We start from the raw sequence: 16,709 nt of genomic DNA, 5'->3' as shown, positions 1-16,709 counted from the left end.
GCCGTGTCGACCAAGGTCGACACCTGCCAACAGCTGCGGAAGCCACTGCTCAGGCCACACCGTTGTCGACGTACTCGGCGAAACCGGGCTGCTGCCGCAGGCGTTCGAACCAGGCATCTACGTGTGCCAGTACCGGCTTGCTGCCCGGCGTGCTGCACCAGCGTTGGGTCGACAGCCCGAGCACGATGTCGGCCAGAGTGAAGGTGTTGCCCGCCACGTAGCCGTCGGTAGTGGCCAGCTGTGCATCAAGGACGCCCATCAGCCGGTTCCACTGCGCCAGGCTGGCCTCGGCACGGGCGTCATCCGGATAGTCCGGATGCTGGCGCACGCGCGCCATGAACACATGGCGCCATGCGCTGTTGAGGTCGCTGGCCTGCCAGTCCATCCACTGCTCCACCCGGGCCCGGTCCTTTGCTGCATGTGGCAGCAGATCCTCGCGACCGGCGCGTGCGGCCAGGTAGCGGCAGATGCTGTTGGATTCCCACAGCACGAAGTCGCCATCACGCAGCACCGGCACCTGCCGGTTGGGGTTCAGCGTGGCCAGCAGGTCCGGCGAGGGGGCCGGTTCGTGGTGCAGGGGCAGATCCAGCCCCGCGCACAGCCACAGCACTTTACGCACATTGATGGAGGTGGGCTTTCCGTAGAGGACGACCATGGTCCTGACGCAGCAGTTGAGACTCGGCCAGCCTACACTTGCCCCATGCAAACCGAATATCTGCTCATTGGCGGCCTTCTATTGGCCGTGCTCATCCTGCAGCTGGTCGCCCTGCTGCGCCGCCCGCCGCATGACCGCCTGGAACAGGCGGTGCGCGAGGAGGCGCGGGCCGGGCGCAGCGAGCTGCGCGAACAGCTCGATGGCTTCGCCCGCGCGCTGACCGATCTGTCCACCCGCACCGACCAGCGCCTGGACCTGCTGCGCGAAGCGCTGGGCGAAGATGCCCGCAAGGCGCGCGCCGAAGCGGCCGAGAGCCAGCAGCGCGGCGCGGCGTTGATGGGACAGCGGCTGCAGGAGCTGCGCGGCCAGCTGGAGACCTTCGGCCAGCAGCAGGAAGCCCGCATCCATGCGTTTGGCCAGCAGCTGCAGGAGCTCACCGGGCGTACCGATACCCAGCTCGGCGCGCTGCGGCAGACCCTGGTGGACGATGCACGCAAGGGCCGCGAGGAGGGCGCGCAGTCGCAGCAGCGCCTGACTGAAAGCCTTGGCCTGCGCCTGCAGGAACTGACCCAGCGCAACGAGCAGCGCATCGCCGAGATGCGCACGACGCTGGAAGAGCAGCTGCGCGCGCTGCAGAGCGACAATGCGCAGAAGCTGGAACAGATGCGCGTGACGGTGGATGAGAAGTTGCAGTCCACCCTGGAAACACGCCTTGGCCAGTCCTTCAAACTGGTCTCGGAGCGCCTGGAGCAGGTGCAGCGCGGCCTCGGCGAGATGCAGCAGCTGGCCACCGGCGTGGGTGACCTCAAGCGCGTGCTGACCAACGTCAAGACGCGCGGCAGCTGGGGTGAAGTACAGCTGGAGAACATCCTCGAGCAGACCCTGATCCAGGAGCAGTACGCGCGCGGGGTGAAGGTACGCCCGGATAGTGGCGAAATGGTCGACATCGCCGTGCGCCTGCCGGGTCGCAGCAGCGACGACACGCCGGTGTGGCTGCCGATCGACTCCAAGTTCCCACGCGAAGACTACGAGCGCCTGCTGGACGCACAGGAGCAGGGTGATGCCGAACTGGTACGCGTGCAGGGTGCGCAGCTGGAGCGTGCGGTGAAGGTGCAGGCCAAGTCGATCTGCGAGAAGTACATCGTGCCGCCGCACACCACCGACTTCGCGGTGATGTTCCTGCCTACCGAAGGCCTGTATGCCGAGGTGATCCGGCGCCCCGGCCTGGTCGATCTGCTGCAGCGCGACCACCGCGTGGTGGTCGCCGGGCCGACCACGATCACCGCACTGCTCAACAGCCTGCAGATGGGCTTCCGCACGCTGGCCATCGAGAAGCGGTCCAGCGAGGTGTGGAGCCTGCTGGGTGCGGTGAAGACCGAGTTCGGCAAGTTCGGCGATGTGCTGGACAACGTGAAGGCCAAGCTGGACCAGGCCAGCAAGCAGATCGACCAGACCGGGGTGCGCACCCGCGCGATCGCCCGCAAGCTGAGGGATGTCGAGTCGCTGCCGGTTGAGCAGAGCCGCCAGTTGCTGCCGGACGCGCTGCCAGCAGAGGAAGGCAGTGACGGCGACGAGGCCTGAGCCACGCTGACACGCCGCCTGCATCGCCGATGCGTATGCTGGCGGCCTGTCCGCCTCGATCAGGTATCGTCATGCGCCTGCGCCGCTTCACCAGCCTTGTCCTGACCGCGCTGCTTGCCGCCTGCAGCAGCGCACCACCGGCTGCCGATACGACCGCGGCACCTGCCGCAGCCACCAGCCCTGAAGCGGCCGAGGCGTATCGCGAAGCGCGCGACGTCGACTGCCAGGCCGCCGGCGGCAGCCTGCAACGGCTGGGCCGGCTGCAACGCGAGCAGTGCGTGATTCCCTATGCCGATGCCGGCAAGGCCTGCAGCCGCAAAAGCGACTGCACGGGCCAGTGCCTGGCCGGTCCCGAGGTGGGCGCTGGCAGCGCCGCTACCGGTACCTGCCAGCGCGATGTGCGCCAGAACTTCGGCTGCCGCCAGCGCATTGATGACGGCAAGGCGCAGGGCACGATCTGCGTGGACTGATCGTAGTGCCGGCCACTGGCCGGCAACCGCATGAACCCTTGCGAACGGTCGCACGATTGCCGGCCAGCGGCCGGCACTACCGCCATCGCGCGGCGCTATGCTGGTGGGCCATTCCCCGCTGTTGCCGGAGCCCCCGCGTGAGCACCCCGATCCAGGACATTTCCCTCACCACCATCGACGGCCAGCCGTCCTCGCTTGCCGACTACCAGGGCAAGGTACTGCTGCTGGTCAACGTCGCCTCCAAGTGCGGCCTGACCCCGCAGTACGAAGGCCTGCAGGCGCTGTATGCGGAAAAGCACGCGCAGGGTCTGGAAGTACTGGGCTTCCCCGCCAACAACTTCCTCGGCCAGGAGCCGGGCAGCGAGGCAGAGATCCAGCAGTTCTGCCAGCTCACCTACGACGTCAGCTTCCCGATGTTCTCCAAGATCAGCGTGGCCGGTGACGATACCCATCCGCTGTACCAGCAGCTGACCGCCGCCCAGCCGCAGTCGATCGGCGAAGGCCCGCTGCGTGAGCGCCTGGCCAGCAAGGAGATCCCGATCCACGCAGCACCGGCGGTGCTGTGGAACTTCGAGAAGTTCCTGGTTGGCCGCGACGGCAAGGTCATCGCGCGTTTCGCCCCGGACGTGGCTGCCGATGACGCGCGCCTGCGCGAGGCCATCGAGGCAGCGCTGGCAGCCTGAGGAAAGCGTGCCAACCAAGGTTGGCACCTACCGGAAAAGAAAAACCCCGCCGAGGCGGGGTTTTTCATGCGCTGCAGACCGGACTCAGTGCGTCCACTGCGGCATCGGCATCGCATCGACCGGGATCGGCGAATTGGCATCGTCGTGGCCACGGTCGCGCTTGCTGCGCAGATCGTTCTCGATCTGGTAGTTGCGGCGCTGCATCCACGCATCGCGTACCAGCGAGTACTCGTCCACGGCGGTGTCACGCAGGTCGTCGATCGCCAGCAGCTGCGCGCGGGTATCGACCAGCTGCATGCCCTGCAGGCCGATGCGGATCTTGTCCTCTTCGATGCGGCGGATCGGCGACAGCGGAATGTCACCGGCCAGGCCGAACACATCGCGCACGGTGCGAGGGCCGAAGAACGGCAGTTCCACGTAACGCGAACGACGCCAGCCCCAGGCACCCAGGGTCTGCCCGAAGTCCTCATTGCGACGCGGCACCATCGCCTTGCTGGCCGGATCGAACAGGCCGCCGATACCCAGCGTGCTGTTCATCAGGAAGCGGCCGAGGCTGTCCCACGCATCTGCACCGCGGCCCTGCAGCAGCTGGTTGGTGATGGTCACCGGTGCGCGCAGGTTGCTGAAGAAGTTGCTGACGCCGGTGCGGGCGAAGCGCGGCACCACGTGGGTGTAGGCCGTGGCCAGCGGGCGGGCGATGCCACGGTCAACCGCGTTGTTGAACGTGTGCACCTTGCGGTTGAACGGTTCCCACGGATCGTAGGCTGCCGCGCTGCCAGTGTTGCCGGCACCGCCGTAGAGGGCATCGAAGTCGTCGTCACCACCGGGGGCGGTCGCCGCCGCGGCCCTGGCCGCATCGGTGTCGGCGCTGCGGGCCGGTGCGGATGGCGGCGTGGCCGGCGCAGGTGCGGCAACCACGGCTGTTGCCGGTGCGGCATCGACCGTAACGGTATCGGCGGTGGGGGCAGAGGCCTCGGCGATGGTGCTGGCCGGGACCACGGTGCTGGCTGCGGGCGCATCGCTGCGTGCGGGCTTGCCGGCGCAGGCGGTCAGGGCGGTGGCCAGGACGATCAGGGGGAAAGTGCGTACGACGTTCATGTCAGCTCGCAGCAGAAGTAGCGTTGAAATCCAGGTCGGGCGACAGCCGGTAGGCTGCGCTCAGCTCGTTGTAGCCGGCCGGCGCGCCGGAGACTGCCAGCGGGTGACCGCTCTTGCGCGCACGTGCGGCCAGCTCGGCCAGCAGCGCCAGGCCGGCGCTGTCCACGCGTTCGACCTCACCCAGCTCCAGCCGTGACAGCTTTGCCGGCAGGGCCTGCAGCTGCGGCCACAGCGCGATCACCGCGGCACGGTCGAGCACCCCGCGCAGGCGCAGGGTGTCGCCTTCCAGCAGCGCCAGTGCGTTACTTGCCATTGCCCGCGGGCCCGGCCTGCATGCTGCCGCTGTGCAGTTCGTTGGCCACCTGCTTGATGCCCTTCTGGCGCAGCGGGGTGTCGAACTGGTTGCGGAAGGTCTGCACGTAGGAAATGCCTTCGATGTTGACGTCGAAGATCTTCCACTGGCCGTTCACGTTGCGCATCCAGTACTCGACCGGGGTCGGTTCGTTGCCGGCGCGCACCAGTTCGGTGCTCACGCGCACGCCACGATTGCCCGGCAGCGGGCTCTCACCCTTCAGGCGGAAGCTCGGCTTGCCCTGGATGTTGAGCAGGGTGGAGCCGTAGCGCTGCATCAGGCTGTCGGCCATGGCATCGGCGAACAGCTTGATGTCGGCGTCGGAGGCGCCGCGGGCGTGCGGGCCCAGCACCAGGCGCGCGGCGTAGTCGCGGTCGAAGGTGCGGGTCAGCTCGCTGTCGATGTAGCTGCGCAGGCTGGCCGGGTTGCTGGTGAACTCGCTCTTGCGCTGCTGCAGCGTGGACAGGATGCGGCTGCTGGCATCGATCACCACCTTGCCGGCCTGGCTTTGCGTTGCGGCAGCGGCAGGCGCAGCGGCCTGGGCCTGGGCCAGGAACGGGGTGGCCGCCAGCAGCGCCGAGGCGAGCAGGGCCGGGATCAGTTTCATCTTCATGGTTGCGGTTCCGTTGCAGGCGCCTGCGCGCCATCGTTGGGCTTCTGAGCAGCGCCGCCACCGGCACCGCCACTGAACATGTACTTGCCGACCAGCTGGATCAGGTCCACCGCTGGCTGGGTGAAGACGATCTCGTCACCGGCCTTCAGCACGTCCGGATCACCGCCCGGCTGCAGACCGATATAGCTCTCGCCGAGCAAACCGCTGGTGAAGATGCCGGCCGAGGTGTCCGCCGGCAGGTCCTTGACCTTGCTGTCCATGCGCAGGGTGACGATCGATTCGAACTTCACCGGGTCCAGGTCGATCGAAGCGACCTGGCCGACAGTGACGCCGCCGATCTTCACCGGTGCCTGCTTGCGCAGCTGGCCGACCTGGGAGAAGCGTGCCTTCAGGTCGTAGCCTTCGCTGCCCCAGCTCCAGCGCTGGTTGGTCGAGGCCACGGCCAGCACCATCAGCGAGGCCAGGGCCAGCAGCAGGAAGGCGCCGACGGAAAATTCGAGTCTGGGACCGCGGATGGCCATGTGGATTACCTGATCGAGTCGTTGTGGCCGCGCGCGCCTGCGCACCGCCGGTGGAGGGGTTAGGTGAACAACATTGCCGACAGCACGAAGTTGAACATCAGCACCAGCAGTGAAGCGTTGACCACCGCACGGGTGGTCGCCACCGAAGTGCCTTCAATGGTCGGCTCGGCGTGGAAACCCACATAGGCGGCAACCAGCGCGGCAGTGCCGCCGAAGATCGCCGACTTCAGCATTGCCACGCCGAAGTCGTCCCAGAAGTCCACGCTGTTGCGCAGCGCCGACCAGAACACGCCATTGTCCAGGCCCAGCACGTGCACCGCTTCGAAGTAGCTGGCACTGATTGCAAGCGAACAGAAGATGCCGGTCAGCAGCGGCACGGTCAGCACCGCCGCCCAGAAGCGCGGCGCCACCGCCTTGGCCACCGGGTCGATCGCCATCAGCTCCAGCGCCTTGATCTGGTCGGTGGCACGCATCAGGCCTAGCTCGGCGGCGATCGAGCTGCCAGCGCGGCCAATGAACAGCAGCGCGGTCAGCACCGGTGCCAGCTCGCGGTACAGCGAAAGCCCGAGCAGGGTCGACAGTGCGTCGGCCGCACCGAAGGTGGTCAGCGTGCGGTAGCCCTGCAGGGTCAGCACCAGGCCGACGAAGGCACCGCCGACGGCGATGATCGGCAGCGAGCGCGCACCGATCTTGTAGATCTCGCGGGTCAACTCGGCCAGGAAATCACGGGTCGGCAGCGAACCGCGCAGCACGGTCAGCGAGAACAGGCCGGCACGACCCAGCGAGCGGGTGGCTTGAACGAACGGCATCAGGCGACCCTCGCGCGCGGCGCGGCATCGAACGGGATGGGGCCATCGGGCTGGCCGTGCAGGAACTGCCGCAGCAGCGGGTCCTGGCTGGACTGCAGTGCCTCGGGCGTGCCCTGGAACACGATGCCGCCATTGGCGATCGCGATCACCTGGTCGCAGATCGGCAGGGTCTCGTGCACGTGGTGGCTGACGATGATGCTGGTCAGGCCCAGGCTGTGGTTGAGGCGCTGGATCAGGCTCATGATCACCCCCGAGGCGATCGGGTCCAGCCCGGTCAGCGGCTCGTCGTAGATCATCAGCGGCGGGTCCAGCGCCAGTGCACGGGCCAGCGCCACGCGGCGCGCCATGCCACCTGACAGCTCGCGCGGCCAGGCATCGGCGGCGGCCAGCAAGCCCACCGAATGCAGCTTCATCTGCACCAGCCGCCGCAGCACGGCGGTCGGCAGGCGGGTGTGCGTACGCAGCGGCAGCGCCACGTTTTCCGCCACGGTCAGGTCGGTCAGCAGGCCGTTGCCCTGCAGCAGCACGCCCACGCTCTTGCGCATTTCCAGCAGCGCGCCGCTGTCATGCGGAATCGGCTTGCCGAACAGGGTGACCTCGCCGGCGACCGGGCGCAGTTCGCCGGTCAGCGCCGCCAGCAGGGTCGACTTGCCGCTGCCGGACGGACCCAGAACGGCGGTGATGCTGCCCTTGGGCACCTGCAGCGACACGTCGCGCAGGATCGTGCGTCCGCTCCGGTCGATGCGGACGTTGGATAACTGCACCAGACTGGAGGTGGAAGCCGACATGGGCACCATTAACGTTTTTTAGACATCGAAGGATCGGGCCCGTCGGCTGAACATAAGCAGACTGGACGGTGCAGTATTGTTGCACGACAAGCCTCGGCGGAGGCCGGGACAATCGGCTGGTGTCCCGGAACAATCCGTACCGCTCGCGGCCCAACCATTGAATACTGCCTGCTGTCCTGCACACTGTGCATGATGAGTGACCCAGGCAGCGATTTCCGCCTCTACCATTCCAACTCCCTGGACGTGCTGGCCGCGCTGCTGGCGCGCAATGTGCGTACGCCCGTTCCTGGCCAGCCGCTGCTGGCACCGGAAGTGGTGCTGATCCCGCAGGTAGCGATGCGGCGTTGGCTGCAAGCGACACTGGCCACCGAGTTCGGTGTGGCTGCGAACCTCGAATTCCTCACCCCGGGTGAGTTCGTGGCGCGCGCGCTGAAGGCCAACGTCAGCGGCGAGCAGGACGACCTGGACGCGGCCGGCCTGCATTGGAAGCTGTACCAGGCCCTGCGCGACCCGGCGTTGCTGGCGCAGCCACCGATGCGCGCGCTGCAGTCCTATCTTGCCGGCGATGACGCATTGAAGCCGTGGGCGCTGGCTGGCGAGCTGGCCTCGGTGTTCGAGAAGTACCAGGCGTGGCGCCGCGACTGGCTGCTGCGCTGGGCGGCCGGTGCCGATCCGTCCGATCCGCAGGCAATCCTGTGGCGCACCATCACCCACGGCCACGACTACCGCGCGCGCCGCATCCAGGAATACCTGGACCGTTTCGAAGGGGCCGGCCAACCCTTGCCGAAGGGCTTGCCACCGCGCATGTCTGCGTTCGCGACGCTCAACATCTCGCCCGATGTGCTGCGGGTGATGGCCACCCAGGCACGTGTTGGCGAGCTGCATTTCTATATGCCCACCCCGGTGCAGTCGTACTGGGGCGATCTGCAGACCCTGGCCGAGCGCCTGCGCAGCGGCGCGCCCGATCCCTTCGGCGAAGCAGCCGGCGAGAACCGTCTGCTGGAAGCCTGGGGCGCGGCCGGGCGCGACTTCATGGCGGTGCTGGGCAGTTACGAGGTGGTGCATCCGGCCGGCGAAATCGCCGCCTATTCCGATCCGGAGGACGACACCCGGCCGACCCTGGACGAAGGCGGCCTGTCCGACAGCCTGCTGCATCGCCTGCAGCGTGACCTGTTCCACCGCCGCGCACTGCCCTCGGGCGAGCTGCGTGACGGGCTTCGCAGCGACGACCCCAGCCTGCAGGTACACGCCTGCCATACCCGCCTGCGCGAGTTGCAGGTGCTGCACGACCAGCTGCGCAGCCTGCTGCAGGACCCGCGCTTCGACCCGCCGCTGCAGGCGCGCGAGATCGCGGTGCTGGCGCCGGACATCGATCCCTACGTGCCGTACCTGGAAGCGGTGTTCGGCGGCCGTGGTGGCGAGGAGGAGCACATCCCCTATGCGCTGGCCGACAGCAGCCCGCTGGCCGGTGAACCGCTGGCTGATGTGTTCGTGCACCTGCTGGGCCTGCCGGTCTCGCGCTTTGGCCTGAATGAGGTGCTGGACCTGCTGGCCAGCGCGCCGCTGGCCGAAGCGGCCGGGCTGGAAGCGGTGGACTTCGACCGCCTGCATGGCTGGCTGCAGCAGGCCGGTGCACGCTGGGGCCTGGATGCGAAGCACCGCCACCAGCACCAGGCGCCGGCCGACGACGCCTACACCTGGCAGTTCGCGCTGGATCGCCTGGTGCTCGGCCATGCCACCGGCAGCGAGGCCGACCTGGCGGGTGTCGCACCGTGGATCGAACTGGAAGGCGGCGCGCTGGACGCGCTGGACCGGCTGCTGCGCCTGCTGCGCGTGCTGGCGATCTACCAGCGTCGCCTCGGCGAGCTGCTGACCCCGGCGCAATGGCGACAGCGCCTGCTGTCGTTGCTGGATGCACTGCTGCCCACCGCGCCGAGTTCACCCAACAGCCAGCGTGCCCTGGAGCGCCTGCGCAAGCTGCTCAACCAGTTCGCCGAGGATGCTGCCAAGGCCGGCTTCGCGGAAGGCGTGCCGCCGGAGGTGGTACGTGCGCACTTCGCCGGCGCGCTGGGCGAGGCCGATACGCGCGCACCGCTGCTGACCGGTGGCATCAGTTTCGGCCGCATGGTGCCGATGCGACTGCTGCCATTCCGGGTGATCTGCGTGCTGGGCCTCAATGATGGCGATTTCCCGCGCCGTGACCCGGCGGCCGGTCTCAACCAGCTCACCGCCGAACTGGACACGCCGCGCCGCCGACCGGGCGACCGCTCCACCCGCGAAGACGACCGTTTCCTGTTCCTGCAGCTGTTCGCCGCCGCGCAGGAGGTGTTCTACCTCAGCTACCTCGGTGCCGATCCGCGCGATGGCAGCGTGCGCGAGCCGTCGGTGCTGGTCAGTGAACTGATCGATGCCGCCGCTGCGTATCACCTCGATCCGCCTGCGGCGGTCCGCGACTTCACCGTGCGCCACGCAATGCAGCCGTTCTCACCGGCGGCGTTTGGTGATGGCGATCCGCGTCGCTTCAGCTATCGCCGCCAGTGGCATCCGGCGGCCGGTCGCCTCACTGGCCAGCGCGGTGGACTGCAGCCGTGGTTCGACGCACCGCTGCCACCGCCGCTCGACGATGCGGTGGAGGACGACGTCGCACTCGATACCCTGCGCCGTTTCCTGTGCGATCCGGCCGGGCAGTTCCTCGCGCAGTCGCTGGGCCTGCGCCTGGCCGACGATATCGAGGAGGTCGATGACCTGGAACCGCTGGTGCTGTCATCGCGCGGCCCGGAAAAGCGCAGCGTGCAGGCGGCGGTGGTGCGCGCCACGCTCAGCGGCGATACCGAGCCGTTGTACCCGCGGCTGCGCGCGCGCGGCCTGCTGCCGTCCGGCCCATTGGGCGAGCGCCAGTTCGAGGGGGAGCAGTTGAAGACGCGCCCGTATGCCAGTGCGTTGCTGGGCTGGATGCAGGGCGAACCGCTGGAAAGCCGTCGCTACGAAGTGGACATCGAGGGCGTGCGCCTGCATGGCCGCGTGGCCGATCGGCATCCCGAGGGCTTGGTGCGCCTGCGCGCCGGTACCCTCAATGGCAATGCAGTGATCCGCCAGGGCCTGGACTGGCTGCTGGCCAACGCCGCCGGCGATGCGTTGCCGCTGGTGCAGTTCCACGATGGCGGTGACGCCGGGCCCGGCCCGCATGTGCTGCCAGCACTGAGCGCCCCCGCTGCACGCGCCGCGCTGCGTGCGCTGCTGCAATTGCGCCAGCGCGGCCTGCGTGAGCCGCTGCGCTTTGCCCCGTACACCGGCTGGGTGCTGTACAACGCGCCGGCAGAAAAACAGCGCAGCGAAGGCTGGAAGCAGTGGCATGGCAGCGACCGCAGCTGGGGTGAATCCAGCAGCGACGCCTGGCAGCTGCTGCTGCGCGGTGCCGACCCGTTTGCCACCGATGCCAGCTATGCCGAGCTGCTGCGCAACAGCCAGGTGGTCTTCAGCGCGGTGCGCGAAGGCCGCACTCTCGGTACCGAAGCACGCCAGGAGGGCAACGCATGAACACCGCCATCGCAGACAAGGAAACCCAGCGTATGGCGGGCGATCCCTACCTGGCCCTGCCGCTGGACGGCATTCGCCTGATTGAAGCCAGCGCAGGCACCGGCAAGACCTTCACCCTGGCCACGTTGTTCACCCGACTGGTGGTGGAGCAGGGCCTGCGTATCGGCCAGATCCTGGCGGTGACCTTCACCGATGCGGCCACCCAGGAACTGCGCAAACGCATCCGCGAGCGCCTGGCGCTGGCCGCGCGCCTGGTCGATCTGGAACCGGCCGAGGGCGAAGCGCCAGACCTGCGGTTGACCCGCGAGGTACTGCAGCGCCATCTACAGGGCGGAACCGAGAGCGCGGTCGCACTGAAACGCCGCCTGCAGGTGGCTGCCGACGAGATCGACCTGGCTTCGATCTTCACCATCCACGGCTTCTGCACCCGCGTGCTGCGCGAGCATGCACTGGAAAGCGGCCATACCTTTGATCCGCCGGAACTGCTGGCCAGCGATCGTGAACTGTTGGAGGAGCTGGCCGCTGATCTGTGGCGCGTGCATGCCAACGACCCGGCCACATTGGAGCCGCTGACCTGGCTGTGGTCCAACCCGGACGCGCTGGCCGCCGATCTGCGCGCGCTGCTGGGCACGCCGCCCCTGCACCCGTTGCCACAGCCGGTGACGCTGGCTGATCCACACCCGGCCTTGCAGGCCACCGCCGCCGAACTGCAGCAGGCGCTTCGCGAGCATGGCGAGCAGTTCTTCATCGACCTCTGCGATGCCGTCGACAACAAGTGGATCAACGGCGTGTCCTACAAGCTGGGCTGGCTGCACCCGCTAGGCCGACAGCTGCTGGCCTGGGCTGAGCGCGGCGACCCGCGCGAGATGCTGGCCAGCGAGCGCCTGCCGGCACTGCTGCCGGAGGTGCTGGCCGACAAGACCAACAAGAAATTCCCCGATCGCACGCCATCGTCGCCATTGCAGGCGCCGTTGGCGCGCTATGTCGCGCTGCTGGCCGAACGCGATGCCTGGTTGCGTGGTACCGCGTTGAACTTCCTGCACGCGCTTCGCGCCGAAGCCACGCAGCGCCTGCAGGCGCTGAAGCGCACGCGCCGGGTACAGACCTACGACGACCTGATCGATGGCGTGGCGTTGGCACTGGAAGGCCCGCAACGGTTGACGCTGGTGAAACAACTGCGTGCGCAGTACCGCATCGCGCTGGTCGATGAGTTCCAGGACACCGACGATCGCCAGTGGGGCATCTTCCACACCGTGTTCGGCGATTCGCCGGAGGTGCGTGAACTCGGCCTGCCACCGGCGCTGTTCCTGATCGGCGACCCCAAGCAGGCGATCTACGGCTTCCGCGGCGGTGATATCCACACCTACCTGAAGGCCAAGCAGGTGGCACAGCAGGCGCCGGTGCTGGACCAGAACTTCCGCTCGCGACCGGCTGTGCTGCGTGCGTTGCAGGCGCTGTACGACAACGGTGGCGAAGACGCCTTCCTCGAACGCGACATCCAGTTCGAGCCGGTGCGGCCCGGTGGCGTGCGCATCGACGAGGACTACCAGCGTGATGGCCATGCCGCCACGGCACTCACCCTGCGCGTGCTGCGCAGTGGCGGTGACAAGGCGATGAGTGCGGACGCCTCGCGTGATGCCGCGACCCAGGCCTGCGTGGCTGCGATTCACCAGATCCTGGTCGAGGCGCGTGCGGGCAATGCCGTGCTGCGTGGGCGCCCGGTTCAACCCGGTGATATCGCGGTGCTGGTGCGCTCGCATCGCGAGGCCACGCTGGTGCAGCGCGCGCTGGCGGCGGTCGGCATTCCCGCGGTGGCAGCCGGCAAGCAGAGCCTGTTCGCCACCGCTGAAGCGCGCGATCTTCGTGCGCTGCTGCTGGCGCTGCTGCAACCGGCTGACGAAGGCCGCCTGCGTGCAGCGTTGGCCACTGTCCTGCTCGGTCAACGCGCCAGCGCGATCGCGGCGATGGAGCGCGAGGGCGACCTGCAACGCGAGTTCCAGGCACAGCTGCTGAACTGGCGCGAGCGCTGGCAGCGCGGCGGACCGTTCGCGGTGATCGCCGATGTCTGTGCCGCACAGGGCGAACGCCTGCTGGCGCTGATCGACGGCGAGCGCCGCCTGACCAATTACCTGCAGCTGGGCGAACTGCTGCAGGAAGCCTCGGCGCAGGCGCTGGGCATGCACGGTCTGCTGGACTGGCTGCAGGGGCAGATGGCCAGCGCCGATCAGGATGACGAGCAACAGCTGCTGCGCCTGGAATCGGATGCGCGCCGGGTACAGATCATCACCCTGCACAAGAGCAAGGGCCTGGAGTATCCGCTGGTGTTCCTGCCCTTCGTCGGCATCGACGGCGGCGCACCGAACACCGCCTCGCACTGCACGGTGCACGTCGGTGGCCAGCGCCAGCTGCACTGGAAGCTGGACAAGGACGAGGCCTGGGAAGCGGCCAGCAACCAACGTGAGCGCGAGCAGCGGGCCGAGGATGCGCGCCTGCTGTATGTGGGACTGACCCGTGCCGAGCATGCGCTGTGGATCGCCGTGGGTGATCTGGCCGGGCTCGGCAAGACGCGGCTGGCGCCGCTGCTGGGTGACCTGCAGGCGCTGCGCGCGCACGCCGATGTGCACATCGATGACAGTGAGGCAGCGGCCGCGCTGCCGCAGCTGGCGGCCGAAGTGGAAGGTGACCTTCCGGCGGTGCGTGCCCTGACCCGGCGCGTCCCGCACGACTGGTGGGTGTACAGCTTCACCCAGCTGGCCCACGCCGATGCCGGCGCGGGCAGTGATATCGAAGCCGCCGCCACCGAGCTGCCGGCGCCCGCTGCCGACGAACCCGCTGGCCCGGAACTGCCACTGGAACCGGCGTTGCCGGAACCCGCCGCGGCGGCCGAAGACAGCACACCGGTCGACCCGCGCTTCATGGGCAGTCGCTTCGGCAACGTGCTGCACGAAGCGATGGAGAACGTCGACTTCGCCGCATGGGGTGATTGGCAGCCAGGTCTGCAAGCCCCTGAGGGACAGGCCGAGGTATTGCGCAAGGCACTGCACGACGAAGGATATGCTGACGTCGATCTGGATGATGGCGTGTCCGTACTGGTGCCGCTGGTCGGCCACACGCTCACCGTGCCGCTGCCCGAAGGCGGTACGCTGCACAGCCTGGGTGAAGGCGAGCGTCGCGCGGAAATCGACTTCCATTTCGCCATCGAGCCGACCACGGTGCCGGCGCTGCTGCAGGTGCTGCATGCGCACGGTGTTTCCAGCACGCGACGCGGCTTCGGCCAGCGCCGCCGGTTGGAAGGGCTGATGACCGGCATGATCGACCTGACCTATGTGCGCGATGGGCGCTGGTACGTGCTCGACTACAAGTCCAACCGCCTGCCTGGTTACAGCCCGGACCTGCTGGCCATTGCCATGCGGCACAGCGAGTACGACCTGCAGGCGCTGATCTACACCGTGGCCCTGCATCGCTGGCTGCGTTTCCGCCTGGGTGCGGCCTACGACTACGAGCGCGACATGGGCGGCATCCGCTATCTGTTCTGCCGCGGCCTGGATGCCGCCGGCAACGGTGTGCATGTGGACCGCTTCCCGTTGGCGCTGGTGGATGCCCTGGATGCGTTGTTCGCCGGTGGCGAACAGGCCCAGGCCGAACTGGCTGCGCGTGCCCGCGGAGCCAGTGCATGAGCCTGCTGAAGGAACTGCACCAGAAGGGCCTGCTGCGCACCCTCGACCATGCACTGGCGACCAGCCTGCAGCGGCTGCGCGACGACACGCCCGAGAGCGTGGCGCTGGCGGCTGCGCTTGCGTCGCTGGCGGTATCGCAAGGCCATGCTGCGTTCGATCCGGCGCAACCGCAGCGGTTGCTGGAAGGCGTACCCGAGTGGCCTGCCGCGCAGGACTGGCTGGAGCAGCTGTGCGCATCGCCGTGGGTCGCGACGCCGGAGCAGGCCGACGCCATCGCCGAGGATGCGCCGCTGGTGTTGGAGAACGGCCTGCTCTACCTGCGCCGCTATCGCGAGTACGAGCGTCAGCTGGCGGCTGGGCTGCAGCGCATCGGCCGGCATCCGCTGCCGGCGCCGGACATGGCAGCGTTGGCGCCTTTGTTCGCGCAGCTGTTCCCGCAGGCACTGGGCGGCGAAGATCATCAGGCACGCGCCGCCGGCGTGACCCTGCGCCATCCGCTGGCGCTGGTCACCGGCGGCCCCGGCACCGGCAAGACCACCACCATCGCGCGCCTGTTGCTGCTGCTGGCCGCGCAGGCCCGGCACGCCGGCCAGCCACTGCCCGAGGTGGCGCTGGCCGCGCCCACCGGGCGTGCCGCCGAGCGCATGGCCGAGAGCCTTCGCGTCGCCGTGCAACGGCTGCAGGAACAAGGACTGGACCCGGCGTTGTGCGCGGCGCTGCCCAGTACCGGCACCACCCTGCATCGCCTGCTCGGCGTGATTCCCGATTCACCGCGCTTCCGCCACCATGCCGACAATCCGCTGCCGGTGGATGTGGTGGTGGTCGACGAAGCCTCGATGATCGATCTGCCGATGATGGCCAAGCTGGTCGACGCGATCGCCAGCGGCACCCGGTTGATCCTGCTCGGCGATCCCGATCAGTTGCCCTCGGTCGAGGCCGGCGACGTGCTCAGCGCGATCCTGCGTGCCAGCGGTGATGGCATCGGTACCCGCGCTGATGACGCGCAGGCACTGCATGGTCTTCTGGCGCCGGCCATCTTGCAGCCGCAGGCCGCACCACGCGCCTTCGCCGGGCGCCGCGTGCAGCTGCAGCGCGGCTACCGGCAGAGCGATGCGCTGGATCTGGCACCGCTGGCCCACGCCGTGCGCGAGGGCGACAGCAGCACAGCATTGCAGCTGCTGCGCAGCGGTGAACTGGCCGGCGTGCATTTCCACGAAGGCGAGGCCGATCCGCTGCGTGGCCAGCGCGAGCACCTGCTGGGCCACTGGCGCGCACTGGCCGACGCGGCTGATCCAGTGCTTGCCCTGCAGCAGGCCGGGCGCCTGCGTGTGCTGACCGCCTTGCGCGAAGGCCCGCAGGGCGCACGCGGGCTCAACAGCCGCATCGAACAGCTGCTGGCCGGCAACACCCCCGGCTACTTCCAGGGTCGCCTGCTGCTGGTCACCGAGAACAGCTACCGGCATCGCCTGTTCAACGGCGATATCGGCATCTGCCTGCGTGATGGCAGCGGCGCGATGGTGGCCTGGTTCCCCGGCGACAGCGTCGACCAGCCGCGCGCCTTCCACCCGGCCGCACTGCCCGCGCATGAAAGCGCCTTCGCGATGACCGTGCACAAGGCGCAGGGTTCGGAGTTCGACGAAGTGTGGTTGCAGCTGCCGCGCCAGGACAGCCGCGTGCTGTCGCGCGAACTGGTCTACACCGGCCTGACCCGCGCCCGCCAGGTGCTGCATGTGGCCGGCAGCGCCGATGTGCTGCAGGCCGCATTGAAACGCCACGCCAGCCGATTGGGTGGTCTGGCCTGGCGACTGGGTGCGGAAGCGGTGGCCGAAGAGCCGGCGCGCATTGAACAGCCCATGGTGCAGGGCACGTTGTTCTGAAACGGGCGCGATGCGCCCCTGTAGAGTCGAGCCATGCTCGACTGCGCC

Annotated in this window: 13 protein-coding genes; 6 read left to right on the top strand and 7 right to left on the bottom strand. The window is 68.4% G+C overall.

Annotated elements, in window-relative coordinates; translation table 11 throughout:
• Window positions 1-49: 49 nt before the first annotated feature.
• On the bottom strand, window positions 50-655 hold the full coding sequence (locus tag ACZK13_RS20970) for a glutathione S-transferase family protein (RefSeq protein WP_071228676.1): 606 nt from the start codon (window positions 653-655) through the stop codon (window positions 50-52).
• A 45-nt stretch (window positions 656-700) separates the two neighbouring features.
• Here ACZK13_RS20970 and ACZK13_RS20965 point away from each other — a divergent pair, with 45 nt between their 5' ends.
• From ACZK13_RS20965 to ACZK13_RS20955, 3 genes are all read left to right on the top strand, one after another.
• Window positions 701-2,236, top strand: coding sequence for a DNA recombination protein RmuC (locus tag ACZK13_RS20965; RefSeq protein WP_049400349.1), 1,536 nt, complete (start codon window positions 701-703; stop codon window positions 2,234-2,236).
• 71 nt (window positions 2,237-2,307) lie between these two features.
• The gene (locus ACZK13_RS20960; RefSeq protein WP_049462906.1) at window positions 2,308-2,706 is read left to right on the top strand and encodes a hypothetical protein; all 399 of its coding nucleotides are present in this window, start codon (window positions 2,308-2,310) and stop codon (window positions 2,704-2,706) included.
• A 137-nt stretch (window positions 2,707-2,843) separates the two neighbouring features.
• Window positions 2,844-3,389, top strand: coding sequence for a glutathione peroxidase (locus ACZK13_RS20955; protein ID WP_010487473.1), 546 nt, complete (start codon window positions 2,844-2,846; stop codon window positions 3,387-3,389).
• Between the two features lie 84 nt (window positions 3,390-3,473).
• Here ACZK13_RS20955 and ACZK13_RS20950 read toward each other — a convergent pair whose 3' ends face one another.
• From ACZK13_RS20950 to ACZK13_RS20925, 6 genes are read right to left on the bottom strand one after another with little or no spacing between them, the layout of a single operon-like run.
• Window positions 3,474-4,487, bottom strand: a complete 1,014-nt coding sequence (locus tag ACZK13_RS20950) for an MlaA family lipoprotein (RefSeq protein WP_253143488.1) — start codon at window positions 4,485-4,487, stop codon at window positions 3,474-3,476.
• Between the two features lies 1 nt (window position 4,488).
• A complete protein-coding gene (locus ACZK13_RS20945; protein WP_032128488.1) occupies window positions 4,489-4,800 on the bottom strand; it encodes an STAS domain-containing protein in 312 nt (103 codons plus the stop codon).
• On the bottom strand, window positions 4,790-5,452 hold the full coding sequence (locus tag ACZK13_RS20940; protein ID WP_010487479.1) for an MlaC/ttg2D family ABC transporter substrate-binding protein: 663 nt from the start codon (window positions 5,450-5,452) through the stop codon (window positions 4,790-4,792). The genes ACZK13_RS20945 and ACZK13_RS20940 overlap by 11 nt, the downstream gene beginning before the upstream one ends.
• Window positions 5,449-5,973 carry an outer membrane lipid asymmetry maintenance protein MlaD gene (gene mlaD, locus ACZK13_RS20935; RefSeq protein WP_010487482.1) on the bottom strand — a complete coding sequence of 175 codons (525 nt, stop codon included), beginning with the start codon at window positions 5,971-5,973 and terminating at the stop codon, window positions 5,449-5,451. Before mlaD ends, ACZK13_RS20940 begins: the two co-directional genes overlap by 4 nt.
• Before the next feature lie 59 nt (window positions 5,974-6,032).
• Entirely contained in the window at window positions 6,033-6,782 is a 750-nt protein-coding gene (locus ACZK13_RS20930) for an MlaE family lipid ABC transporter permease subunit (protein WP_005414955.1), read from the bottom strand.
• Window positions 6,782-7,570, bottom strand: a complete 789-nt coding sequence (locus tag ACZK13_RS20925) for an ABC transporter ATP-binding protein (protein ID WP_049462908.1) — start codon at window positions 7,568-7,570, stop codon at window positions 6,782-6,784. Before ACZK13_RS20925 ends, ACZK13_RS20930 begins: the two co-directional genes overlap by 1 nt.
• Before the next feature lie 189 nt (window positions 7,571-7,759).
• On the opposite strand from ACZK13_RS20925, the gene recC reads away from it, so the two are divergent.
• Genes recC through recD form a run of 3 tightly spaced genes read left to right on the top strand, consistent with a single transcriptional unit; the run spans window position 7,760 to window position 16,661 of the window.
• Entirely contained in the window at window positions 7,760-11,107 is a 3,348-nt protein-coding gene (gene recC, locus ACZK13_RS20920) for an exodeoxyribonuclease V subunit gamma (protein ID WP_125892567.1), read from the top strand.
• Window positions 11,104-14,784 carry an exodeoxyribonuclease V subunit beta gene (gene recB / locus ACZK13_RS20915; protein ID WP_253143487.1) on the top strand — a complete coding sequence of 1,227 codons (3,681 nt, stop codon included), beginning with the start codon at window positions 11,104-11,106 and terminating at the stop codon, window positions 14,782-14,784. The genes recC and recB overlap by 4 nt, the downstream gene beginning before the upstream one ends.
• Entirely contained in the window at window positions 14,781-16,661 is a 1,881-nt protein-coding gene (gene recD / locus ACZK13_RS20910; protein ID WP_180837995.1) for an exodeoxyribonuclease V subunit alpha, read from the top strand. Before recB ends, recD begins: the two co-directional genes overlap by 4 nt.
• The last annotated feature ends 48 nt before the right edge of the window (window positions 16,662-16,709 follow it).

The sequence above is a fragment of the Stenotrophomonas sp. 99219_Sma genome, assembly GCF_056480785.1.
The sequence above is the reverse complement of the archived record's forward strand: the minus strand, read 5'-3'. Positions and strand labels throughout refer to the sequence as shown.